Here is a 24,166-nt window from a genome sequence, read left to right as displayed (position 1 = left end):
GCCAGGAGATCCACCAAATGGCCGAGACCATCCGCATCAAGCGCTTCAATGCGCGCTCCGTCATCGTGCCGATGAACCTCCCGCTCCAGACCTCGACCGGGGCTGTCGCAAAGGCACCGCTGGTGCTGATCGACTGCGAGACCGACCAGGGCGTCCAGGGGCACGCCTATCTGTTCTCGATCACGCCATCGGCCTTGAAGCCGCTGACGGCGATGGTCGCGGAAATGTCGGAGCTGCTTGCGGGCGACGAGCTGCTACCGTTCGAGATCGAGCGCAAGCTGACCCAGCGCTTCACCCTGCTGGGGCTCGCCGGCCTGCAGCGGCTGGCACAATCCGGCATCGACATGGCGGCATGGGACGCACTGGCGCGCGCACGCGGCCTGCCGCTAGCGCGGCTGCTCGGCGGCGCGCCAAGACCGGTCAGGGCCTACAATTCGAAGGGGCTCGGCATCATGCCGGCGGGTGCCGCGGTGGAGGAAGCCCACAAGCTGCTGGCCGAGGGCTTTCAGGCCGCAAAGATCCGCGTCGGCCGTCCCGATGCACGGGAAGACCTGAAGGTGGTGCGCGCGGTGCGCAAGGCCGTCGGCGACGACGTGACCTTGATGTGCGACTATAACCAGGCGCTGACGGCCACCGAGGCGATCCGCCGTGGCGAGATGCTCGACGATGAGGGCCTGACCTGGATCGAGGAGCCGATCCGTCACGACGATTATGAGGGTAACGCCCGCATCGCGGATGCGCTGCGCACGCCGGTCCAGATCGGCGAGAATTTCGACAGCGCCTTCGCGATGCAGACCGCGCTCTCAGCCGAAGCCTGCGACTACGTGATGCCCGACGTGCAGCGCATCGGCGGCGTCACCGGCTGGCTGCGCGCCGCCGCGCTGGCGCATGCCGCCGGGATCGAGATGTCGACGCATCTGTTCTCGGAAGTCAGCGCGCATCTTTTGTGCGTGACGCCGACCGCGCATTGGCTCGAATATGTCGACTGGGCCGACGCAGTGCTTTCAACGCGGCTGATCATCAAGGACGGCTTTGCCCTGCCGAACGAGGAGCCCGGCAACGGGATCGCGTGGGACGAGGCTGCGGTGAAGAAGTATCTGGTCGAATAGACCGCGTGTCGTCGCGACGTATCGAAGTGCGAACGTCGAAGCTGACGATCAGCGAACGGCATGCCTTCCTACGACTGAACAGCGGCAATCATACTCAGCTCGACCGGTGCACCCCGCGGCAACTCGGCGACGCCGACAGATGTACGCGTGTGACGACCGCGATCGCCTAGGCGCTCGATCAACCGGTCGGAAGCGCCGTTCATGACTTGCGATTGCTGAGTGAATCCAGGGGCCGAGGCGATGTATCCAACGAGCTGCAAGACCTGGACGATCTTGTCCTCTCCACCTGTTGCGTGATTGATGGCCGAAATGCAGAGATCTGCGCAGAGGGCCGCCGCCCCCTGTGCGGCGGCGACATCGACACCTGCGCCGACTTTACCGGAGCACAGCAGGGCTTCGCCGCGACGCGGCAGCTGACCACTGACATACGCAATTCCACCATGGATGATCACCGGCAAGTAGTTGCCACCTGGTTTGTTCACGCTGCTCATATCGATAACCTGCCTTCATTTCTCGCTGGCGTGGTGGGCGGACAATGGCAGGCGGGGAGTCGCGGATCAAGCTGCGCATTGCACCGAGGTGGTGCACGATAACGATCCCCCATGACCACATGGCGCCTTCATTCGCACATCGCGTCGTCGCGATCGGCGGCGAGATCGAGTTCGGCGAGAGCTGGCAGGCCGCGCTGGTGCGTAAGTTCCACGAGGAGCTCGGTATCGGAATCTCCATCGTGAAGGCGATGAGCTGAACACGTTGCTGCTTCCACATCGTCATTGCGAGCGCGGCCAAGCAATCCAGAACCCCTCCGCGGAAACAGTCTGGATTGCTTCGTTGCGCTCGCGATGACGGAGTGTGAGACAGCAGCGCTGCATGACCAGCTACGCTACCAAACCTCCGCGCCGGGAATCTTCCTGCGCACCGCGATGCGCTGGATCCAGATGCAGCGGCGGATGGATCTGTTGGAGCGGCCGACGGCCGAGATGCCCTCGCCGGCCTGAAGCAGCGGCGCCACGCTTTCGCGCAATGCGCGGCAGCGCTGCAGTTCGGCCTGCCAGTCGATGACCGCAGCAGCGGCGCGCGACGACATCAGCGCCAGCACCATCAGGGCAACATAGCTCGCCCGCATCACCCGCATTCCCTTCATTTTGATCCGCGCTCGTCGCGCCAGTAGCGGAAATCGCAATGGGACGCGCCTTGCATGATGGTTTGCGTGCGCGTGAGCCTGACGTCGGCGCCAAATCCATCAGCGGTCGCGAAGTCGGCGGTGCAGACCAGCAGGAAACCGAGCTCCGGCTCGCCCAGCGCCTTGTAGAACTCGGCATAGGCGCATCGCGTCACGTCGAACGCAAAGGCGTCCTGGGTCTGCTCGATGATGTCATAGGCGAGCGCGTCGTCTCGGGCATAGGTCTTGAACGCCGACGCGACGGCCTTGCCGAGATCGGCTTCGTTGTTCGTGCTGTTCTTTGCCTTCCAGAATTCCTCGCCGAAGCCGCGATAGAGGTCGCCAAGCGCCTTGCGCACCAATGCATTGGCGCGCGCCTCGCCGAGTTCGGCCTGCAACGCCTTAACCAGGGGCACCAGCACCTGCGCCTGGATCTTTGCCTGCTCGATGACGGACACGCTCATGGGCAACCTTCATCCGGGTTACTTCACACCACAAGACGATAACTCAACTCGCTGCTCGCGGCGAGGGTTTGCTTGCCTGGTCCCGTGGCATCCGGAAGCCTACGTTTCCGTGATGTCGGGGTCATCGCCGATCGTGCAATCCTGAAAACATCGACCTGGCCACAATGGTATGACGCTCACCATTCAAATTCCGCCGGCAAATGACCAGAGGTGACCATGATCCGACCTAAAATGCCTTCAGGCAATTTCACGCCACGAGTGTTTTCACGGCGCCCTCAAGTTGCGGCGTTTGCCGCAGCGCTGTTTCTCGCCGCAACGTTCTGGCCGGCCGGAGGCGCGCAGGCTGCCGCAAATGATGCCGAAGCACGAACCATCTTCGAGAAATTCATCGCGGCGCAGAATGCGCATGATGCGGACGCCATGAAGGCCATGCTCCTGAATTCAGCCGGAACGCTGTTGTTTGCCAGAAACATCGAGACGCGCGGTCGCGATGAGGTCGCCGCGCGGTTCAAGACCTATTACGAGGGCACCTGGCACCTCGAACCCGACATGTCGAAATTCCGCGTCGCCGTGATCTCGAACGAGATCATGCAGATCCTCGTGCCGATCGTCTTTACGCGCGGCCTTCCGGGCAAGCCGCCACAACAAAATACGTTTCTGATCAGCCAGACCTACGTTCAGGATGCGGACGGCTGGCACGTCGCCTCCATCCTTCCGGTCGCAAACACGGAACTGAAATAGGGGATTTAGCGGCGGTGTGTCGGCGAAGGAGGCTGCCGCTCCAGTCCGTCTACGCTCTTCGAGCTACACCGGACACGCTTCGCCGAAATGAGATTGGTGGCTTGCCGAGCCGAACCTCGCGGCGGCAGCCCGCCTGCGCCCGTTGGGCTTCGGCGTGGCATCCTTCACTCGGCTATCGCGAGCGAAGGATGGTGGGCGCGACAGGGATCGAACCTGTGACCCCTACCATGTCAAGGTAGTGCTCTCCCGCTGAGCTACGCGCCCTAGATGTCTCTAGATCGGGTCGGGTCCCTATAACGGCTCACGGGAGCCGGTGCAAGGACGGAAGGGGGCCGATTTAGGCCGCCAGCATCTTGTTCACTTCGCTGACCAATTCGCGCAAATGCACGGGCTTGGACAGCACCTTGGCGTTCTTGGGGGCATCCGAATCGGAGTTCAGGGCGACCGCGGCGAAGCCCGTGATGAACATGATCTTGATGTCGGGGTCGAGTTCCGAGGCCCGGCGGGCGAGCTCGATGCCGTCCATCTCCGGCATCACGATGTCGGTGAGCAGCATCTCGAACGGCTCTTCCCGTAGCCGCTGATAGGCGGCCATGCCGTTATCGTGGGACGAGACCTGAAAACCGGCGTTTTCCAGCGCCTTGACCAGGAAACGGCGCATGTCGTTGTCGTCTTCGGCGAGCAGGATCTTTGGCATGGCGGAAATGTCGAATCCCCAGAGGATATCAGCGGAGGTCACTAAGCCCGACGGAGGGTAAATTTGGGGTGAAAATCTTTACCCTCCGCAGCTCGCGCTGCCGGACTCTTGTGAACCGGAATACGGCACGAAGCAATCGAGCCGTACCTGCCGGTCCCCACCTCGCTGCCCGCAGGGTTAAGACATGTTCCAGCGCAGATCTCATCTTTTCGCTTGGCAGGATGGTTGCGATTCCGGACAATGACGACACATAAGAGCCGCCCGATCGGCCGAATCAATGCGCCAAGGGCGAAGCCTGATACCGAGAGGCGGAGCCTGATTGCCAAGGGCGAAGCCTGACACCAAGGGACGAAGCCTGAGAAGATGACCCGGTTTGACGGCGACAAGTCGCCAGCCTTCGAGATCGTTGAGCCCGCGCAATGGCGCGCGCCGGTTATCTTCAACTCGCCCCATTCCGGCTCGACCTATCCGGACGAATTCCTCAGCGCCTCCAGGATCGACCTGCCGACGCTGCGGCGTTCCGAAGATTCCTTCATGGACGAGCTGATCGGCCATCTCAGCGAGCGCGGCTTTCCGACCGTGCGGGTCAACTTTCCGCGCTCCTATGTCGACGTCAACCGCGAGCCCTATGAGCTCGATCCCCGGATGTTCACCGGGCGCCTGCCGAGCTTTGCCAACACCCGCTCGATGCGGGTTGCCGGCGGACTTGGCACCATTCCGCGCGTGGTCGGCGACGGCCAGGAGATCTATCGCGAGCGCATCCTGGTCGACGACGCGCTGGGGCGGATCGAGACGCTGTACAAGCCGTATCATCGCGCGCTGCGCCGGCTGATCAACAAGGTGCACCAGATGTTCGGCACCGTCGTGCTGGTCGACTGCCATTCGATGCCCTCGGTCGGCGTCTCCCGCGACGAGCCGCGCCGGCCCGACATCGTCATCGGCGACCGCTACGGCACGAGCTGCACGCCGCTATTGCCCGACCGGGTCGAGGAGACCATGGCCGGCCTCGGCTATTCGATCGGCCGCAACAAGCCCTACGCCGGCGGCTTCATCACCGAGCATTACGGTAACCCGGCCAGTGGCCTGCATGCCGTGCAGCTCGAGCTCAACCGCGCAATCTACATGGACGAGCGGCGGCGCGAGCGCAGTCCGCGCTTTGCACAAGTGGCGTCGGACTTCGGCGTGCTCGCAGACGTGCTGGCGACCACGGTCCCGTTCGGCGATCTCGGCCCGTTCCAGGCCGCGGCTGAATAGGCGCGACGTTTTCTTCGAACAATTGTGTTGGGTGCGATCAGCGCGAATGCGTTTCGCGGCGAGCATCGAAATGAAAGCCGATGCCGAGAGAAAGCAGAGGCTGAAAGAAAAAAGGGCCGCTTCTAATGAAGAAGCGGCCCAAGTCTAGGGAGGAAACGCCCAAGGAGGGCAGCAGTAACGCGAGAAGCGCTACCGCACCGCAACAATATGCGGCCGCGACGCACAAAGTGCAAGGGCTTTCGACCGGTTTCCCATGCAATGAGGACATAGCTCGGTTGCTTCTAGAGAAACCCAGATTCAGTTCCTTTGATAAGGAAATTCAATGGGTTGATAGTCATTTGCATACGAACGAGGCAGATCCGGAACTAAGGTTTCAACTCAATGATCGATTTTTGGCCAGCCAAGTTCTTTGAAGGAGGGACGCATCCGGCATCCAAAATACCAGGGTGCAAAAGCAAGACAGCGCTGCACGATTCTTCCGATTTGAGCTAGGCAGGAGTGAGCTTCACCCGACTTTCGCTTTTTTGAGGATACGCCGTGACGGTGATCGATTTCTCCGCCTTCATCGGACGGCTCGCCACCGCCTCCGGCGAAACCATCCTACCGTTCTTCCGCACCTCGCTGTCGATCGAGGACAAGAGCAAGACCAAGGATTTCGACCCCGTGACCGAGGCCGATCGCGCCGCGGAGGCGGTGATGCGGCGTCTGATCAAGGCCAACTTTCCCCAGCACGGCATCGTCGGCGAGGAATTCGGCAACGAGCGCGAGGATTCGGATTATGTCTGGGTGCTCGACCCCATCGACGGCACCAAATCCTTCATCGGCGGCTTTCCGATCTGGGGCACGCTGATCGCGCTCCTGCACAAGGGCACGCCGGTCTACGGCATGATGCACCAGCCCTTCATCGGCGAACGCTTTTCCGGCGACAGCGGCTCGGCTCATTATAAAGGCCCGTCCGGCGAGCGCCGGCTCCAGGTCCGGCGCTGCGCCTTGCTGTCGGAGGCGACGACCTACACCACCAGCCCGCTGCTGATGAGCGAGCGCGACCGCGCCATCTTCGGCCGCATCGAAACGGGCGCGCGGCTGTCGCGCTATGGCGGCGACTGCTACTCCTATTGCATGCTGGCGGCAGGTCACGTCGATCTCGTGGTCGAGACCGAGCTGAAGCCTTACGACATCGCAGCCCTGATCCCGATCGTGACCGGTGCCGGCGGCGTCGTCACCACCTGGGAAGGCAAGCCGGCCCAGGGCGGCGGCCGCATCGTCGCGGCCGGCGACGCCAGGGTTCACGAAGAAGCACTGAAACTGCTCAACGGCTAGGCGATCTAGGAGCCTGCATGACCAACCGGCGTACGCTCCTTCTCGCGGCCTTGCTTCTTTTTCCGACGCTCGCCTCCGCCCAGAATTTCCCGGCCAAGCCGATCAAGCTGATCGTGCCGTTTCCGGCCGGCGGCCCCAACGATATCATCGCGCGGGTGATCGGCCAGCGCATGTCGGAACTGTCAGGGCAGCCGGTGCTGATCGACAATCGCGGCGGCCAGGGTGGCGTGCTCGGCACCGATGCCGTCTCCAAGGCTGCACCTGACGGCTACACCATCGCGATCTCCAGCGCCGGCGCGCTGGCGATCAGCCCGAGCATGGAAAGGGTCGCCTACGATACGCTCAACGACCTCACGCCCGTGACGTTGGTCGCAACCGTGCCGGAAATGTTGGTGGTCGCCACCAACGTCCCCGCAAAGGACATCGCGGAATTGATCGCGCTCGCCAAGGCGCAGCCGGGAAAACTCAACTTCGCCTCCTCCGGACCCGGCAGCCTGCCGCATCTCGCCGGTGAATTGTTCAAGCTGACGGCCAAGATCGACATCGTGCACGTGCCCTATCGCGGCGCGGCGCCCGCCGTGAACGATCTGCTGGGCCAGCAGGTGCAGATGACGTTCCTGGACCTCCCCGTGCTGCTGCCGCAGGTCAAGGCGGGCGCCCTGCGACCGATCGCGGTCGGCTCCGCCGAGCGTTCGCCGACGGCGCCTGACGTGCCGACCACCGCGGAAGCGGGCTTTGCGGATCTGCGCATCGAGAACTGGTACGGCATGGTCGCGCCGAAGGGCACGCCGAAGGAGATCGTCACCGCGCTACATGATCTGGCCACGAAGGCGATGGCGGATCCGGCGGTGAAGGAAAAGCTCGCTGCCCAGGGCGCGACGCTGGTCGGCGATGAGCCGGAGCATTTTCGCACATTCATCGCGGACGAGACGAAGAAATGGGCGAAGGTGATCAAGGACGCTGGCGTGGAGACGGCGAAGTAGCTGCGTCTTAACCTCTTCTAAAGGGAGGGGAAATCCCAGAACTCACACCGCCGCAGACCGCAAATGCTCCACCAGCATCTTCGCCGGGCGCGGTAGTGTCTTGAAGCTTCGCGCGCAGATCACGAGTTTGCGGTTGGCCCAGCTATCGCGCAGGCGGACCATGGCGAGCGGCATCAGTTTTGCGCAGCGGCGGGCCGCGGCTTCGGGCACCAGCGCGACGCCGACATCGGCGGCGACCATCTGGCAGATCGCATCGAAGTCGCGCAAGCGTGCGCGGTAATGCGGCCGCATGCCGAGCCGGGCGGCGTGCTTCGAAATATGCACCTGAAGCGCGGTGGCGCTGGTCAGCCCGACGAAGTCGCAAGCGCCCGCCTCCTGGAAATCGATCGCGCGGCGGCCGGCGAACGGGCCGCGCCTAGACGTCACCAGCGTCAGGCGATCCTCGCTGAAGGCGAATCGCTCGATATGATCGGGCAGCGCGTGCTCGGCGGCGAAGCCGAGATCGGCCGCGCCCGCAGTGATCGCGGCCGCGATGTCGGTGCTCTCGCGCTCCTCGATGTCGATGGCAACGTCGCGATGCTCGCGCAGGAAGCCGGCGAGCGCCTTCGGCAGATGCTCCGAAAGCCCCGAGGTATTGGCGAGGAAGTGCACGCTGGCGCGCACGCCGCTGGCAAAGCCGGCGAGATCGCCGCGCATGGCGTCGATCTGGTGAATGACGAGACGGGCGTGATCGAGCAGGCTCTCGCCGGCCGAGGTCAACTCAACGCCGCGGCGCCCGCGCTTGAGCAGCGCGACGCCGAGCGCATCCTCCAGCCCCTTGATGCGCGCGCTGGCTGAGGCCAGCGCCAGATGCGACCGCTCCGCGCCGCGGGTGATGCTGCGCTGGTCGGCGACCGCGATGAACAGCTGGAGGTCGACGAGGTCGAAGCGCATCGGGGGTCCCTTCAGCCTTCGTTCCAAACGAAGGCTTTCTCCGTAAGCTACAGATTGTGCCGGCGCGCTGCATCGGTCAATGTGCAGATATGATCGACCCGCTCCTCATTCTCATCGCCGCCGTTTTCCTGATCGCCGGATTCGTCAAGGGCGTGGTCGGGCTCGGCCTGCCGACTGTCTCCATGGGCCTGCTCGCGGTGAGCATGGCGCCGAGCCGCGCGATCGCCATCGTGATCGTCCCCGCCATCGTCACCAACATCTGGCAGACCTTCGTCGGCCCCCATTTGCGCGATATCCTGAGGCGGCTGTGGCCGCTGATGATCGGCACCGTGATCGGGTGCTGGCTCAATGCCGGCGCGCTCACCGGCCCGCATGCGCGCTACGGCACGATCGTGCTCGGCGTGCTCCTGGTCATCTACGCGATCATCGGGCTGAACAAATTCCAGTTTCATGTTGCGCCAAAGAACGAGAAATGGGTCGGCGGCGTGGTCGGCGTGGTCACCGGCGTGATCTCGGCCTCGACCGGCGTGCAGGTGATCCCCTCGATGCCGTTCATGCAGGCGATCGGCATGGAGAAGGACGAGCTGGTGCAGGCGCTCGGCGTGTTTTTCACGACAGCGACACTGGCGCTCGCCTTCAATCTCACCGCGGGGGGATTGCTGACGCCGGCCAACGCGGTGCCGGGCGCCGTGGGCATGGCCTGCGCGTTTGCCGGCATGTATATCGGCCAAACGGTGCGGGCGCGGATGCCGGCGGAAGCGTTTCGCCGCTGGTTCCTGATCGCGATGATCCTGCTCGGCCTCTATCTCGCCGGCAGCGCGCTGCTGAAGGAATTCGCGTAAAGGACGTTACCGCGTCTCCAGCATGGCGACGCGGATGCCGAGATAGATGAAGAGGCCGCCGAGGGTACGGTTGACCCAGGCGACCGCGCCTTCGGAGCTCCGCAAGCGGTGGGCGGCCCTTGCCGCGAACGCCGCCAGCACCAGGCACCACAGCGTTCCCGTGCAGATGAAGATCAGGCCCAGCATCAGGAAGGCGAGCGGCTTGTGCGCCGAGTCCGCTGCGACGAATTGCGGCAGGAAGGCAAGGAAGAACAGCGCGACCTTGGGATTGAGCGCGTTGGTGAAGACGCCCTGGAGGAAAACCCGCCGCAGCGAGCTCTGCACAGGCTCGTCGATGGCCGAGGCCAGCACCGGGCGCGACCACAGCATCTGAAGCCCGGTCACGACGAGATAGGCCGCTCCGACCAGCTTCAGGATCGAGAACGCGGTCGATGAGGCCATCAGCAGGGCCGAAAGGCCGATTGCCGCGCCCGCGACATGGAAAAAGCAGCCGCAACTGATGCCCAGCGCGGCCGCGGCGCCACCTCGCCAGCCCAGCTGCATGCTGCGGCCGATCACATAGACCGTATCAGGCCCCGGCGTGATGTTGAGCAGCACGCCCGACAGGACGAAGAGCCAGATTTCGTGAATGCCCAGCATGTGTGACGTGCCTCCGCCGCCCAACCGTAGCCCAAGAGGTCGGCTTAGTGCGTTCGCTCGTCCCCGTCCACTGCCGGATTGCCGAGGATTTACCTCGAATTTGCAATGCGGATCATACTTTCGCTCGGCCTCATCTGCTCTATAAGGAACGGGTTCTTTGAATGCGGGATTCGAGGCGACTGCCACGCCGTGGCCGGTCCTCGATCTCTTCCAAGTCTCTTGCAAGTCTCTTGGAGCTCCGGAATATGGAAAGACGTCTGGCTGCCATTGTCTGCGCCGATGTCGCCGGCTATTCGCGCATGATGGGCACCGATGAGGCCGGCACCCATGCCGCCTTCAAGGCCCATCGCAGCGCGATCCATCCCATCATCCTCAATCACGGCGGCCGCGTCGTCAAAAACACCGGCGACGGCTTCCTGCTGGAATTCCCCTCGATCGTCGGCGCCACCGAGGCCGCGATCGCGATGCAGACCCTGATGGCGGAGCGCAATCACCATCTGCCCGCCGATCGCGCCATGCAGTTCCGCCTCGGGATCCATATGGGTGACGTCATCGCCGACGAGGACGAGGTCTTCGGTGACGATGTCAACATTGCCGTCCGCCTCGAAGCCGTGGCGAGCCCCGGCGGCTTCGCCATCTCGGCCAAGGCCTACAAGGAGGCCAGCAAGCATCTCACCGTGCCGCTGGTCGATGCCGGCAACCACCGCTTCAAGAACATCAAGGATCCGATCGGGGTCTGGACCTGGACGCCTGAAGGTGCACCGGCGCTTGCGCCCGCGCTGAGGGAGGCATCCGCCCTCTCGCAGCAGTATCGCACCGCGATCGTCGGCGTGCTCCCTTTCGCCAATCTCAGCGACGCACAGGACGAGTATTTCTCCGACGGCCTGACCGAGGATCTGATCCACGCGCTGTCGCTGCAATCCTTCTATCGCGTGCTGAGCCGCAACTCGACGTTCGTGTTCAAGGGCAACAACGCCAGCACCCGCCTGATCGCGCGGGAGATCGACGCCACCTATCTGATCCAGGGTTCGGTGCGGCGTGCCGGAGCCAAGATCCGCGTGACCGCAGAGCTGATCGCGCCGGAGACCGGCGAGCAGCTCTGGACTGGCCGCTACGACCGCGACATCGGCGATCTCTTCGCGATGCAGGACGAGATCACCACCAACCTGTCCGCCGCCATCGCCACCGAGATCGTCCGGGCCGAAGCCTCGGCGCCGGCGCGGCTCTCGACCGACGTCACCGCCTGGGACCGCTTCCTCAAAGGACTGTCGCACTATTATCGGCAAACCAAGGAAGACCTGGCCATCGCCGTCGACCTGTTCCGGGAGGCCATCAGGCTCGAGCCCAAGCTGTCGATTGCGCACGCCTATCTCGCCACGATTCAGATCCAGAGCATCCAGTTCGGCTGGGTCAAGGGCACGCGCGAGATGTGGGCCGAGGCGATGAAGCTTGCCGAAACCAGCGTTCGGCTCGATCCGCGCTCGTCATTTGCGTTCTCGATCCTGTCCTGGACCCACGCGCTGGAGGGGCATTACGAGGCCGCGATGGACGCCGCCAAGCGCGCCGTCGCGCTCAACCCCTACGACAACGGCGCGCGCGGCGTGCTCGGCATCTGCCATTTCGTCATCGGCGAGCACCGCGAGGCGATCGAGCTGTTCTCGATGGCCGCACAGCGCGACAACAGCGATCCGCGCTACCAATGGGCCGCACTGAACGCCTTCAGCCATTATCTGCTGGGCCAATATGACGCGACTCTGTCATGGGCTCGAGAACAGCTCTACATCAACCCGAACCATTTGCAGGCGCTGGCAATCCGCGCCGCGGCGCTGGCGCAATTGGGACGCGGCGACGAGGCGGTCGAGGCGACCCGCGTGCTCATGGCTAACTACCCGACTCTCAATGTCGACCGCCATTTGCGCAATTTCCACTGGAAGCGGCCCGAGGACCTCGCCCATTACCGCGCCGGACTCTTGAATGCGGGCGTGCCGCTCGGCAAACTGACCCTGGTTTCGAGCGACGTCAAACGCGTCGCCGAATCCTGAGAGCCAGCCGCGGCCACGCGGCAATGTCCCCTCCGCCTTTATTGACACGACAGTGAATTCAGCCACACTCGGCTACACGCTGAAGTAGTATAACGTGTTGTCGGTTTGTCAGGACTTTCCGCGCTCTATCGCCGCGTCTGTATTTCACGATTCGCCGTTTTCAGGATTTGGGCCATGCATGACTCCGCTCCGAAGCCCTCCTTAGACCCTTCGATCCAGGTCTCCCCGAACAATCCCTGTCCATTCCTCCGCGGCCTCGTCGGCGAGGGGTTTGTTGACGGCAGAACCGTTCCGCTCGGCACGCTGTCGCAAACGATCGCGAATGCGAGCGGCGAGACCGGGCTGAAGAAGGTCTCGGCCCGCATCCAGGTCCGCGGCGTTGCGCTTATCGCCAACGGGCTCGGTCACATCCTGAAGAGCATATTTTCGGGCGCACAGCTCGACGCGTTGCGTGGCGGCCCTCTCGACAAGCGCGGTGCCGGCTCGCGCGTCCTCGGCGTCGACGGCAAGGTCGATGAGGACGAGCTTGCGCGGTTTGCGAGCTTCGGCCGGGACTACCGGGATCCGAACGGCGGCGGCTCTGAGCCCGGTCTCAACGCCTCGGAAATCGGCGTCTTCATGCGCGACAACCTCAAGCGCGCCGGCAGCGCCGCGCGCTGGTACTACCCCCTGCTGATGAAGTTCGAGTGGCCGATCCTCCTGAAGATCATGGGCAAGGGCGCGGGTGAGGACCGCTATCTCAGCGTGGCCGACGTGCGCACTCTGTTCAACGAGCGGCAATTCCCTGCTCGCATCAACCAGCGGCTGGTATCGCAGCCGGTGCTGTCCACCTGCCAGCGTGTGGTGCGGGGCGCCCTCAAGGTTGCGGCCCTGCTGCTCGCCCTCGGTCTCGCCTTGCTCGTTGCGGTCGCCGAATTTCCCGACCAGGTGCGCGCCATGCTGCCGCAAAAGGGAATTCTCGTGAATCTCCTGCCGCCACCCTTGCCCACGGTCCCGGAGACGAAGGCGGCCTTTTGGCTCGAACAGAATTGGTCGCTGAAGGACAGGCACTGGTTTCACCATGCCAGCCAGGGCACAGCGACCTTCCCGGTGCCCTATGAATGGTTCATGGCCCTGGAGCAGCCGCGCCTGCATCTGTTCTCGGCGCCGGGCATGATGACGGACGGCACCTATCTCGAGCGCTTCGGGTTCATCCCGAGCCCGCAGTCGATCCAGACTGACGCGACGTCACTGCGCCGCTTCGGCTATGCCAATGTCTACGAGACGACACAGGTGCCGGACTGGTCGACCAGGTGGACGCCGGCGGAGAACGTCGACGGCCTGCCGGTCGGCTTCGCACGGATGACCGGTGTCGTCGATCCCGCGACCGGCCGTCGCGAAGAGGACAAGATCGGGCTGACCTGCGCGGCCTGCCATACCGGCCAGATCCACTACCAGGGCGTGGACGTGCGTTTCGACGGCGGCCCGGCCATGACCGACCTGAAGAAGCTCGAGGTCTCCACCGGCCTGTCGATCGCCTACACGCTTTACGTGCCGTTCCGCTTCCAGCGCTTCGCCGATCGCGTGCTCGGCCCCGATGCCAGCAAGGCTGACCGCGCCGCGCTCAAGCAGAAGCTCAGCGCGATCGGCAACTTCCTGATCGACTGGGCGCAAACCCAGCAAAAGACGATTGAAGGCAAGAAGACCTGGAACGGCAGGCAGCAGCAGGACACCGAGGAAGGGTTCGGTCGCCTCGACGCTCTCAATCGCATCGGCAATCAAGTTTTTTCGCAGGATCTCGCGCTGAGCGGGATCAAGGGATTCGAGAAGAACCTGCACGCCCAGGACGCGCCGGTCAGCTATCCCCCGATCTGGACCGTGCCCTGGTTCAAGTTCGCCCAGTACGACGCCTCGATCGAGCAGCCGCTGATCCGCAACGCCGGCGAAGCCCTCGGCGTGACGGCGCTGCTCAACCTGTCCGACGCCTACCCGGAGGACAGGCTGTGGCGCTCCTCGGTTCATATCAACACGCTCGGCTGGATCGAGGACATGCTCAGGGGGCCAGACCCGTTCAAGACGGCAGATCCCTCCACCGGCCCGAAGTTCGGCGGCCTGCTGGCGCCGAAATGGCCCTCGCAGATCCTTGGCGACAATTGGAGGCTCGATCAAAAGAAGGTCGACAATGGCCGCAAGATCTACGCCGAGATGTGCTCCGGATGCCATCTGCCGGCGATCGACACCCCGGCTTTCTGGTCGTCGGGACATTGGGAGCCGAGCGGCGACAGCAAGGTGCTGAACGCGGTGACGATCCCCCTCGACGAGATCAAGACGGATCCCGAACAGTCGCTCGTGCTCAGCAACAGGATCGTCGATCTGCCCGGCTTCCTGAAGGTGAATACGGCCGACCTCCAGAAACGGTGGCAATGCGACGTCTCGACCGCAAGCTCGCCGACCGAGATGGTTTATGCGCTCGGGTTGATGACGGTGGTGGATCTCGTCGCCCGCAAATGGATGGACGACGAGAAGACTCCGGACGCCGAGCGGTCGAAATTGTGGAATCTCGCGCGCAAGAACTGCCTCAATCCGGTGGGGGGAGCACGCTATCGGGCACGGCCGCTGAACGGCGTCTGGGCCACGGCACCCTATCTGCACAACGGTTCGGTGCCCTCTCTCTACTGGTTGCTGAAGCCTGCAAGCGAGCGCCCGCAAAAATTCTGCATGGGCCGCCGCGACTATGATCCCGTGACCGTCGGCTTTGCGGTCACCGCCAACGAGAAGTGCAAGACGGGTGAAACCGAGTTCTCGGCCGGGTCGGACAAGGATCCGATCCAGGGCAACAGCGTGCTCGGCCATTCCTTCGAGCGCAAGCCGGGCGAGGAAAAACGTCCCGGTGTCATCGGCCGCGTGTTCAAGGACGACAACGAGCGCTACGATCTGATCGAGTATCTGAAGACGCTGTAGTGGGTGATGCTACTTCCTCGTCATGGCCGGGCTTGTCCCGGCATGCCGGCGTGTGGTCGCAGGGCAGCATCGCCTCCCCTCACTTGAACAGCGGCGTGCCTGGCACGAAGGCGTCGAAGGCTGCCCAGAATTGGGAACGGTAGCGGTCCTGCTCCTGGAGAATCTCGTGCTTGGCACCGGCGATCACGAGATGGGAGCCTGCGCGCAAATGATAGGCGAACTCCTCGATCGCCGCGATCGAGACCACGGTGTCGCTGGAGGCCGCCAGCATCAGGATCGGCTGACGGATCTCGGACGGGTAGTTTTTGCCCTTGAAGGTGTTCATCGCGCGGAAGGCGGTATCGGCCCAGGCGACCGTCGGTGACGCGAGCCCGAGGGTCGGATCCTCCTCCAGGATTGCGGCATTGCGCGCATAGCGCACGGGGTCGCTGGTCAGCGGATTGTTGATGAAGGGATTGAGCCCGGTGATCTGGTCGCTGCCGCCGGGGACATAACGGCCGCCCATCCCCAGCACGCGCATCGTCTTCAGCAGAGCCCGCGCCGGAAACGAGGTGGCGCGGCCGGGGAGGTCGATCATCGGCGCAGACAGCACCATGCGGTCGAACCAGCGCTTGCCCGCATGCGCCACCCGCAGCATCACGGTGCCGCCCATGGAGTGGGCGAGCGCGAAGAAGGGCGGCGGGCAATCCGGCAGCACCACCTGCTGCACGAAGGTCTCGACGTCGATCTCGAAATCAGCGAAGTCGCGGACATAGCCCTTGCGCGGATCGCGCAGGCGGCGCGAGGAGTGGCCCTGCCCGCGCCAGTCGATCATCGCCACCGCAAAACCGCGGTCGCGCAGGTCGCGCACGGTCTCGAAATACTTCTCGATCTGCTCGCTGCGTCCGGTGAAGACGCAGACCGTGCCCTTGCGGTTCGCCGGCGGTGCCCAGCGCGCAAAGCGCAGCTCGACGCCATCAGGGGTCTTGATGGTGCCGCTGACGACGTCTTCGGGAACGGGATTGGACGGTATCGAGACCAGCGTCATGATGGGGAGGGCTTGGGCACGAAGAGCTGCAAATCAGGGGCGGGAGCGCCGAAAAGGCTGAGTATCCGCCCTCTTGAACGCCGTTCCCCTGAACCCATATCACCTTGGTGCAGGCCGCTACCAGTGTTTCGGAACCGGAACATCAGGCTGCACACAGACGAAAGCCCGGCCCGATTGGCGGGCGGGTTACTCAACAGTCGCTCAATGGAGGACTTGACCATGCGTACCTACGACCTGACCCCCTTCTACCGTTCCACCGTCGGCTTCGACCGTCTCTTCAACCTGCTCGACCAGGCCGGTTCGGACGGCAGCCCCGGTTATCCCCCCTACAATATCGAGCGTACCGGTGAGAACGACTACCGCATCACCGTTGCGGTTTCGGGCTTTGCCAAGGATGAGCTCTCCATCGTCGCGAAGGAAAACACGTTGACGATTAAGGGCGAGAAAGTCGCCAACGAGAACTCGAAGGCCGAAGTGCTGTACCGTGGCATCGCCGCGCGTGCCTTCGAGCGCGCCTTCCAGCTTGCCGACTTCGTGCAGGTGAAGAACGCCTCGCTCGAGAACGGGCTGCTTCACGTCGACCTCGTCCGTGAGATTCCCGAAGCGAAGAAGCCCCGCCACATCGCGATCAACACCGGTGCGCAAGGCGCACAGGTGATCGAGAACTCGGTAGCCGCGTAAATCACGTCGGCCGCTTCCAGGTTGCGAAAACGCCCCGGTGCCCCGGGGCGTTTTTTGTTGGGCTCTCCTCGTCCCGGCGAGAGCCGGGGAATCCTGCCGCGAGATCGATCAATCGTGCACGGAAGAAATACCGAACGACGGATCTGCCATACCTTACCAGAGAGGATGGTCTCGGTCGTCGCCGGGACGTCACCGATTGCTGAACGGCCGTGCTGGACTGTTGCGCCGCATCACAGAGCGGTGAAATGGCGTAACACCGCCGCCCCGCGCATCGTCTTTTGGATATCGAACCCAAAAACAAGACGGAGAACAATCATGACTTTCTGGCGCAGCCTTTTCGTCGCCGCGAGCCTGCTGGCGGCCCCTCTCAGCCTCGCTCACGCGCAGACGCCGCAGACCGTAAAGGCCAAGAACGTTGTGCTGGTGCACGGCGCCTGGGCCGACGGCTCAAGCTGGTCGGAAGTGATCCCGATCCTCCAGGCCGCAGGGCTCAACGTAACTGCCGTGCAAAATCCGTTGTCGTCGCTTGCGGATTCCGTCGAGGCGACCAAGCGCGTGCTGGCCGAACAGGATGGTCCGACCGTGCTGGTCGCGCATTCCTGGGGCGGCACCGTGATCAGCCAGGTCGGCACCGACCCGAAGGTCACCGGCCTCGTCTATGTCGCCGCCCGTGCGCCCGATGCCAACGAGGATTTTGTCGCGCTGTCGAAGCAGTTTCCGGCGGGACCGGCACGCGCCGGCGTCGTCGAGCGCGACGGCTACACCAAGCTGTCAGAAGACGCCTTCCTGAAGTACTTCGCCAATGGCGTTAAGCCGGAGCAGGCCAAGGAGCTCTACGCCGTGCAATGGCCGACGGCCGCCTCGATCTTCGCCGGTCGCACCACGGAGGCGGCATGGCATTCCAAGCCGAGCTGGTACGCGGTGTCGAAGAACGACTACACCATCAATCCCGATCTCGAACGCTTCCTCGCCAAGCGCATGAACGCAACCACGATCGAGCTCGACGCCGGCCATCTGTCGCTGGTGTCGCATCCGAAGGAGGTGGCGAATTTGATCCTGGAAGCGGCGGGGTATGGCCGGAGCTGAGCCGCGCTCGTCATGGTTCAGAAGGCGCCTGAGTGCTGAGACGCCTTCTGTTTGCGCTAACTCTCTCCCCAACCTCGTCCTGGCGAAGGCCAGGACCCATCACCACAGGGAGGAGTTTGGCGAAGATTCGGAGTTCGGTACTCCCGCGTCACTCATATGATGCACCTCGCGGTATGGGTCCTGGCCTTCGCCAGGACGACACCGTTGGGGTGATGCGGGCCATCGCCTCAAACGCCCGCGCTTAGTCCAGCCCCTGTGCCGCCGGCATCTCCTGCGTAGGCAGGATAGTCGCGGCAGGCTTGACCTGACCTACGGTTGGCGCGGCGGCTTGCGGTGCGACCTCAGCGGGCTTGGACGGCACGGCGGCCGCGGTCTGCGTCACAGGTTGTGCCTGCGGCACCTGGGCCTGCGGCGTCGCAGGCTCGGCCGGCTTGGCGGGGACGCCCGGGGCCTCGCGCGGCGGAGCCGCCTTGGGCAGCGGCACGGAACGGCTGGCGACATGCGGGATCGGGGCCGGAGGGCGGGGCGGACCACTGCGGACCATGGTCGGCGGCGGCAGCGCGCTTTGCGGGCGGTAAGGTGCAACCGCAGGCTGCTCGTAGCCGGGTGCCATGCCGTAGGCGTCGGCAGCCGGCATGAAGCGCAAAATCCTTCCGTCGCGGGCATCGATCACGAGCCGGCCGTCCTCCCCCCGGCGGTCAATCACCGCGATGGTGTAGACGCCGCCGCGCAGGCGCGGGATGCCCAGTGGAGAGAAGCCGTTCTCGCGCAGCACCGCGTAGACCTCGGTCGATGGCAGCAGCACCGGGGCCGGCCCGCGTTCTTCGTAGCCATAGCCGTAGCGCGGCGGCGGCGCGGCCTCCGACGGCGCATAGGGGGCGTCGAAATCCGAGACCGCGATCATCGCCCCTCGCGCTGGAACCTGCGCTTGAGCCGCGGTCGCGGCCAGCGCCAGCGTGGCGGCGGCCACACATCCTGTGAAAAACTTCATGGTCGAGACGCTCCTGTCAGGCCCCCGGATGGATCGCGCTCTTTTGCTTCTTGCGGCGTGGCGGGTCTTCCAAAGGGTTGATCCGAAGCTTCATTGGGGATTCCGGCGTCGGCAGGGCCGGATCAGGGCGCGTTTGCTTCAAAACCGGGGCCGCGCAACTTTTGGAAAGCGATTGATTGACATATGGGGAATCGGGACTTGCGCGCGCTTGTGTGATAGACAAAAATTTGGCAAGGTGATGGTTAGGACAGGAAGACTGTCTCAATTTTGCTTGCGGTTCCGGCATAGGGATTGCAACGAAAGTCGGTGCTTTCGAGCGCCAAGAAGGCAACAGGCAAAGCCGTTCTCGGGGACGAAGAACGCCTTGGCCTGAATTTAAGAAAATGCGGCTCGCGAGCGGACGAGCGGTGACCCAGAAGCGGGTGCCGCGGGACGCCCAAGGTGCGCCGAAGATGGCGGTGAGGCAGCTTGCCGCATGGAGAGGACGAGAACATGAACGGGTCGCAAGTCGAGCGCGGAAACATCGTGGCAGAACAACTGTCGGCGACGGTCGCCTCGAAAACGACCGATCCGATTCAGGAACACAATTCACGGCCGCCGGCCGTAGGCCTGTACGATCCGAGCCTGGAAAAAGATTCCTGCGGCGTCGGCTTCATCGCCAACATCAAGGGCCAGAAGTCGCACGAGATCGTCGCGGACGCGCTCAGCATCCTCTGTAACCTCGAGCACCGCGGCGCCGTCGGCGCCGACCCGCGCGCCGGTGACGGCGCCGGCATTCTGGTGCAGATCCCGCATGCTTTCTTCAGCCGCAAGGCGAAGGAGCTCGGCTTCGTGCTGCCCAATCCGGGCGAATACGCCATCGGCGCGTTGTTCATGCCGCGCGACACTGCCTGGCGCAACGTCATCAAGAGCATCATCGCCGACCAGATCAAGGAAGAGGGCCTGACGCTGCTCGGCTGGCGCGACGTGCCAACCGACAATTCCTCGCTCGGCGTCACCGTAAAGCCGACCGAGCCCGCCTGCATGCAGGTGTTCATTGGCCGCAACGGCACCGCCAAGACCGAGGACGATTTCGAGCGCCGGCTTTACATCCTGCGCAAGTCGATCTCGCAAGCGATCTATCAGCGCCGCGACCGCGGCCTCGCCGGCTACTATCCGTGCTCGATGTCCTGCCGCACCGTGATCTACAAGGGCATGTTCCTCGCCGACCAGCTCGGCAAGTACTATCCCGATTTGCACGAGAAGGATTTCGAGAGCGCGCTGGCGCTCGTGCACCAGCGTTTCTCGACCAACACCTTCCCGGCGTGGTCGCTGGCGCATCCCTACCGCATGATCGCGCATAATGGCGAGATCAACACGCTGCGCGGCAACGTCAACTGGATGGCGGCGCGCCAGGCCTCGGTGAGCTCCGAGCTGTACGGCAAGGACATCAACCGGCTCTGGCCGATCTCCTACGAAGGCCAGTCGGACACCGCCTGCTTCGACAACGCACTCGAATTCCTGGTGCAGGGCGGCTACTCGCTGCCGCACGCCGTCATGATGATGATTCCGGAGGCGTGGGCCGGCAATCCCTTGATGGATGAGAAGCGCCGCGCCTTCTACGAATATCATGCAGCCCTGATGGAGCCGTGGGACGGCCCCGCCGCGATCGCCTTCACCGACGGCCGCCAGATCGGTGCCACGCTGGACCGCAACGGCCTTCGGCCGGCGCGCTATCTCGTCACCAAGGACGACCGCATCGTGATGGCGTCCGAGATGGGCGTGCTGACGATTCCCGAGGACCAGATCATCACCAAGTGGCGCTTGCAGCCCGGCAAGATGCTGCTGGTCGACCTCGAGCAGGGCCGCCTCATCCCCGACGACGAGATCAAGGCCGAGCTCGCAAGGAGCCATCCCTACACGGAGTGGCTGGAGCGGACCCAGATCGTGCTGGAAGAGCTGCCGAAGGTGCCGACCACCGGCGTGCGCTCCAACCTGTCGCTGCTCGATCGCCAGCAGGCGTTCGGCTACAGCCAGGAAGACATCACCATCCTGATGACGCCGATGGCCTCCACCGGCGAGGAAGCCGCAGGCTCGATGGGCAACGACACGCCGATCTCGGCGCTGTCGGCCAAGGCCAAGCCGCTGTTCACCTACTTCAAGCAGAACTTTGCGCAGGTCACCAATCCGCCGATCGATCCGATCCGCGAGGAGCTGGTGATGAGCCTCGTCTCCATCATCGGACCGCGGCCGAACCTGTTCGACCTGCAAGGCCTAGCCACTACCAAGCGCCTCGAAGCGCGCCAGCCGATCCTGACCGACGCGGACCTCGAAAAGATCCGCTCAATCTCCGAGGTCGCCGAGTCGCACTTCAAGTCGCGCACGCTGGACACCACCTTCCACGCCGGCCTCGGCGCGGCCGGCATGGACCAGGTGCTGGACGAGCTCTGCGCGCGCGCCGAGAGCGCGGTGCGCGAGGGCGTCAACATCATCATCCTGTCCGACCGCATGGTCGGCACCGACCGGGTTCCGATCCCGTCGCTGCTGGCCTGCGCCGCCGTGCATCATCATCTGATCCGCACCGGATTGCGCACTTCGGTCGGCCTCGTCGTCGAATCCGGCGAGCCGCGCGAAGTGCATCACTTCGCCTGTCTCGCCGGCTACGGCGCGGAAGCGATCAATCCGTATCTGGCGTTCGAGACCATCATCGCGATGAAGGACCGCCTGCCCGGCTCGCTCGACGACTACGAGATCGTCAAGCGCTACATCAAGTCGATCGGCAAGGGCCTGCTCAAGGTGATGTCCAAGATGGGCATCTCGACCTACCAGTCCTATTGCGGCGCGCAGATCTTTGACGCCATTGGCCTGAAGGCGGAATTCGTCGGAAAATTCTTCGCGGGCACGCACACCCGCGTCGAGGGCGTCGGTCTTGGCGAGATCGCCGAAGAGGCGGTGCGCCGTCATGCCGACGCGTTCGGCGACGCGCTCGTGTACAAGACCTCGCTCGATGTCGGCGGCGAATATGCCTATCGCAGCCGCGGCGAGGACCATGCATGGACCGCCGAGTCGGTGGGGCTGCTCCAGCACGCCGCGCGCGGCAATTCGCTGGAACGCTACCGCGCCTTCGCGAAGATCCTCAACGAGCAGTCGGAGCGTCTCCTGACGCTGCGCGGCCTGTTCCGGATCAAGAATGCGGACGAAGAGAAGCGCAAGCCGGTACCGCTCGACCAGGTCGAGCCGGCCAAGGACATCGTCAAGCGTTTCGCCACCGGCGCGATGAGCTTCGGCTCGATCTCGCGCGAGGCGCACACCACGCTCGCGATCGCCATGAACCGGATCGGCGGCAAGTCGAACACCGGCGAAGGCGGCGAGGAAGCCGACCGCTTCAAGCCGATGCCGAACGGTGACAGCATGCGCTCGGCAATCAAGCAGGTCGCCTCGGGCCGCTTCGGCGTCACCACGGAGTATCTCGTCAACTCCGACATGATGCAGATCAAGATGGCGCAGGGTGCAAAACCCGGCGAAGGCGGCCAGTTGCCCGGCCACAAGGTCGATGCCACCATCGCAAAGGTCCGGCATTCGACGCCGGGCGTCGGCCTGATCTCGCCGCCACCGCACCACGACATCTACTCGATCGAGGATCTGGCGCAGCTCATCTACGACCTCAAGAACGTCAACCCGGACGGCGCGGTCTCGGTCAAGCTCGTCTCGGAGATCGGCGTCGGAACCGTAGCCGCGGGCGTCGCCAAGGCGCGCGCCGACCATGTCACCATCGCGGGCTTCGAGGGCGGCACCGGCGCTTCGCCGCTGACCTCGATCAAGCACGCCGGCTCGCCGTGGGAGATCGGCCTCGCCGAAACCCACCAGACGCTGGTGCGCGAGCGGCTGCGCAGCCGCATCGTGGTCCAGGTCGACGGCGGTTTCCGCACCGGCCGCGACGTCGTGATCGGCGCGCTGCTCGGCGCCGACGAGTTCGGCTTCGCCACCGCGCCCCTGATCGCGGCCGGCTGCATCATGATGCGCAAGTGCCATCTCAACACCTGCCCGGTCGGCGTCGCGACCCAGGACCCCGTCCTGCGCAAGCGCTTCACCGGCCAGCCCGAGCATGTGATCAACTACTTCTTCTTCGTCGCCGAGGAGGTCCGCGAGATCATGGCCTCGCTCGGCTTCCGCAGCTTCAACGAGATGATCGGCCAGGTGCAGCTGCTCGACCAGACCAAGCTGGTCGCGCACTGGAAGGCCAAGGGGCTCGATTTCTCCAAGCTCTTCGTCAAGCAGAAGGAAGAGAAGGGCCAGAAGATCTATCACTCCGAGCGCCAGAACCATCATCTGGAAGCGGTGCTCGACCGCACGCTGATCGAGCAGGCGACGCCTGCGCTCGACCGCGGTGCGCCGGTGAAGATCGAGGCCAAGATCAACAGCACCAACCGCTCCGCGGGCGCGATGCTGTCGGGTGCGGTCGCCAAGATCTACGGCCATGCCGGCCTGCCGCATGAGACCATCCATGTCAGCCTCAAGGGCACCGCCGGCCAGGCCTTCGGCGCCTGGCTGGCGCAAGGCGTCACCTTCGAGCTCGAAGGCGAAGCCAACGACTATGTCGGCAAGGGCCTCTCGGGCGGCAAGATCATCGTCAAGCCGCCGGCCAACAGCGGCATCGTGCCGGAAGAGAGCATCATCGTCGGCAACACCGTGATGTACGGCGCCATTCAAGGCGAGTGCTACTTCCGAGGCATCGCCGGCGAGCGTTTTGCCGTGCGCAATTCCGGCGCCGTGGCGGTGGTCGAGGGCGCCGGCGACCATTGCTGCGAATACATGACCGGCGGCATCGTGGTCGTGCTCGGCAAGACCGGACGCAACTTCGCGGCCGGCATGTCCGGCGGCATCGCCTATGTGCTGGACGAGACCGGCGACTTCGACAGGCTGTGCAACATGGCGATGGTCGAGCTCGAGCCGGTGCTGTCGGAAGAGCTGATCAACGCCGGCACCTATCACCACTCCGGTGACCTCGAAGCGCACGGCCGGGTCGACGTGTTCAAGGACCTGCTCGCCTCCGACGTCGAGCGGCTGCACGTCCTGATCACGCGCCATGCGAAGGCGACAGGCTCCAGGCGCGCCGCCGACATCCTGGCCAACTGGAAGGACTGGCTGCCAAAATTCCGCAAGGTGATGCCGGTCGAATACCGGCGCGCGCTGCGCGAGATGGCCGCCAACGCGGACGCCGAGCCGAAAATCGCGATCGGGGCGTAAGAAATATCAGCGCCCGTCATTGCGAGCGT

20 protein-coding genes and 1 tRNA gene are annotated in these 24,166 nt (G+C 64.1%); 12 read left to right on the top strand and 9 right to left on the bottom strand.

What is annotated here, in order from left to right; genetic code table 11:
• Positions 1–17 precede the first annotated feature (17 nt).
• Positions 18–1,109, top strand: a complete 1,092-nt coding sequence (locus IVA93_RS04355; protein ID WP_026232518.1) for an enolase C-terminal domain-like protein — start codon at positions 18–20, stop codon at positions 1,107–1,109.
• A gap of 68 nt (positions 1,110–1,177) precedes the next feature.
• Here the strand turns inward: IVA93_RS04355 and IVA93_RS04350 are convergent, their stop codons facing one another.
• Entirely contained in the window at positions 1,178–1,600 is a 423-nt protein-coding gene (locus tag IVA93_RS04350; protein ID WP_018453354.1) for a RidA family protein, read from the bottom strand.
• A 119-nt stretch (positions 1,601–1,719) separates the two neighbouring features.
• On the opposite strand from IVA93_RS04350, the gene IVA93_RS04345 reads away from it, so the two are divergent.
• On the top strand, positions 1,720–1,857 hold the full coding sequence (locus IVA93_RS04345; protein WP_018453353.1) for an NUDIX hydrolase: 138 nt from the start codon (positions 1,720–1,722) through the stop codon (positions 1,855–1,857).
• Positions 1,858–1,992: 135 nt separating this feature from the next.
• Here IVA93_RS04345 and IVA93_RS04340 read toward each other — a convergent pair whose 3' ends face one another.
• Both IVA93_RS04340 and IVA93_RS04335 read right to left on the bottom strand, forming a co-directional pair.
• Positions 1,993–2,253, bottom strand: a complete 261-nt coding sequence (locus tag IVA93_RS04340) for a hypothetical protein (RefSeq protein ID WP_018453352.1) — start codon at positions 2,251–2,253, stop codon at positions 1,993–1,995.
• Positions 2,250–2,735 (bottom strand): L-2-amino-thiazoline-4-carboxylic acid hydrolase, encoded by a 486-nt coding sequence (locus IVA93_RS04335; RefSeq protein WP_018453351.1) that lies wholly within the window; start codon positions 2,733–2,735, stop codon positions 2,250–2,252. Before IVA93_RS04335 ends, IVA93_RS04340 begins: the two co-directional genes overlap by 4 nt.
• A 216-nt stretch (positions 2,736–2,951) precedes the next feature.
• Between IVA93_RS04335 and IVA93_RS04330 the strand changes: the two genes are divergently transcribed.
• Positions 2,952–3,476: a Cif family virulence factor gene (locus IVA93_RS04330; protein ID WP_026232516.1), complete on the top strand. Its 525-nt coding sequence runs from the start codon at positions 2,952–2,954 to the stop codon at positions 3,474–3,476.
• A gap of 189 nt (positions 3,477–3,665) precedes the next feature.
• On the opposite strand, the gene IVA93_RS04325 is transcribed toward IVA93_RS04330, so the two are convergent.
• Together IVA93_RS04325 and cpdR are read right to left on the bottom strand one after the other, a co-directional pair.
• A tRNA-Val gene (locus tag IVA93_RS04325) sits at positions 3,666–3,740 on the bottom strand.
• A gap of 73 nt (positions 3,741–3,813) precedes the next feature.
• Entirely contained in the window at positions 3,814–4,173 is a 360-nt protein-coding gene (gene cpdR, locus IVA93_RS04320) for a cell cycle two-component system response regulator CpdR (protein WP_007597092.1), read from the bottom strand.
• Between the two features lie 363 nt (positions 4,174–4,536).
• Between cpdR and IVA93_RS04315 the strand changes: the two genes are divergently transcribed.
• The 3 genes from IVA93_RS04315 (at position 4,537) to IVA93_RS04305 (ending at position 7,730) form a co-directional block, all read left to right on the top strand.
• On the top strand, positions 4,537–5,427 hold the full coding sequence (locus tag IVA93_RS04315) for an N-formylglutamate amidohydrolase (protein WP_018453348.1): 891 nt from the start codon (positions 4,537–4,539) through the stop codon (positions 5,425–5,427).
• Positions 5,428–5,964: 537 nt separating this feature from the next.
• The gene (gene hisN / locus IVA93_RS04310) at positions 5,965–6,747 is read left to right on the top strand and encodes a histidinol-phosphatase (RefSeq protein WP_018453346.1); all 783 of its coding nucleotides are present in this window, start codon (positions 5,965–5,967) and stop codon (positions 6,745–6,747) included.
• A gap of 17 nt (positions 6,748–6,764) precedes the next feature.
• Positions 6,765–7,730, top strand: coding sequence for a Bug family tripartite tricarboxylate transporter substrate binding protein (locus IVA93_RS04305; protein ID WP_018453345.1), 966 nt, complete (start codon positions 6,765–6,767; stop codon positions 7,728–7,730).
• Between the two features lie 42 nt (positions 7,731–7,772).
• Here IVA93_RS04305 and IVA93_RS04300 read toward each other — a convergent pair whose 3' ends face one another.
• Entirely contained in the window at positions 7,773–8,663 is an 891-nt protein-coding gene (locus tag IVA93_RS04300; protein WP_018453344.1) for a LysR substrate-binding domain-containing protein, read from the bottom strand.
• 89 nt (positions 8,664–8,752) lie between these two features.
• On the opposite strand from IVA93_RS04300, the gene IVA93_RS04295 reads away from it, so the two are divergent.
• Positions 8,753–9,505: a sulfite exporter TauE/SafE family protein gene (locus IVA93_RS04295; RefSeq protein WP_018453343.1), complete on the top strand. Its 753-nt coding sequence runs from the start codon at positions 8,753–8,755 to the stop codon at positions 9,503–9,505.
• Between the two features lie 6 nt (positions 9,506–9,511).
• Here IVA93_RS04295 and IVA93_RS04290 read toward each other — a convergent pair whose 3' ends face one another.
• Positions 9,512–10,144, bottom strand: coding sequence for a LysE family translocator (locus IVA93_RS04290; RefSeq protein ID WP_018453342.1), 633 nt, complete (start codon positions 10,142–10,144; stop codon positions 9,512–9,514).
• A gap of 245 nt (positions 10,145–10,389) precedes the next feature.
• Between IVA93_RS04290 and IVA93_RS04285 the strand changes: the two genes are divergently transcribed.
• Together IVA93_RS04285 and IVA93_RS04280 are read left to right on the top strand one after the other, a co-directional pair.
• Positions 10,390–12,186 carry an adenylate/guanylate cyclase domain-containing protein gene (locus tag IVA93_RS04285; protein WP_162496403.1) on the top strand — a complete coding sequence of 599 codons (1,797 nt, stop codon included), beginning with the start codon at positions 10,390–10,392 and terminating at the stop codon, positions 12,184–12,186.
• Positions 12,187–12,360: 174 nt separating this feature from the next.
• Positions 12,361–15,126 carry a di-heme-cytochrome C peroxidase gene (locus IVA93_RS04280; RefSeq protein WP_247371519.1) on the top strand — a complete coding sequence of 922 codons (2,766 nt, stop codon included), beginning with the start codon at positions 12,361–12,363 and terminating at the stop codon, positions 15,124–15,126.
• Between the two features lie 79 nt (positions 15,127–15,205).
• On the opposite strand, the gene IVA93_RS04275 is transcribed toward IVA93_RS04280, so the two are convergent.
• Positions 15,206–16,153, bottom strand: a complete 948-nt coding sequence (locus IVA93_RS04275; RefSeq protein ID WP_018453339.1) for an alpha/beta fold hydrolase — start codon at positions 16,151–16,153, stop codon at positions 15,206–15,208.
• Positions 16,154–16,372: 219 nt separating this feature from the next.
• Between IVA93_RS04275 and IVA93_RS04270 the strand changes: the two genes are divergently transcribed.
• Positions 16,373–16,834 carry an Hsp20 family protein gene (locus IVA93_RS04270; protein WP_026232515.1) on the top strand — a complete coding sequence of 154 codons (462 nt, stop codon included), beginning with the start codon at positions 16,373–16,375 and terminating at the stop codon, positions 16,832–16,834.
• 315 nt (positions 16,835–17,149) lie between these two features.
• Entirely contained in the window at positions 17,150–17,920 is a 771-nt protein-coding gene (locus IVA93_RS04265; RefSeq protein WP_018453337.1) for an alpha/beta fold hydrolase, read from the top strand.
• Positions 17,921–18,161: 241 nt separating this feature from the next.
• On the opposite strand, the gene IVA93_RS04260 is transcribed toward IVA93_RS04265, so the two are convergent.
• Positions 18,162–18,911, bottom strand: a complete 750-nt coding sequence (locus IVA93_RS04260; RefSeq protein ID WP_018453336.1) for a hypothetical protein — start codon at positions 18,909–18,911, stop codon at positions 18,162–18,164.
• A gap of 492 nt (positions 18,912–19,403) precedes the next feature.
• Between IVA93_RS04260 and gltB the strand changes: the two genes are divergently transcribed.
• Entirely contained in the window at positions 19,404–24,137 is a 4,734-nt protein-coding gene (gltB, locus tag IVA93_RS04255; protein WP_026232514.1) for a glutamate synthase large subunit, read from the top strand.
• The last annotated feature ends 29 nt before the right edge of the window (positions 24,138–24,166 follow it).

Origin of the sequence: Bradyrhizobium sp. 155 (assembly GCF_023101105.1) — a bacterium.
GTDB classification, from domain to species: domain Bacteria; phylum Pseudomonadota; class Alphaproteobacteria; order Rhizobiales; family Xanthobacteraceae; genus Bradyrhizobium; species Bradyrhizobium canariense_D.
This window is presented reverse-complemented; position numbering and strand designations above follow the sequence as displayed.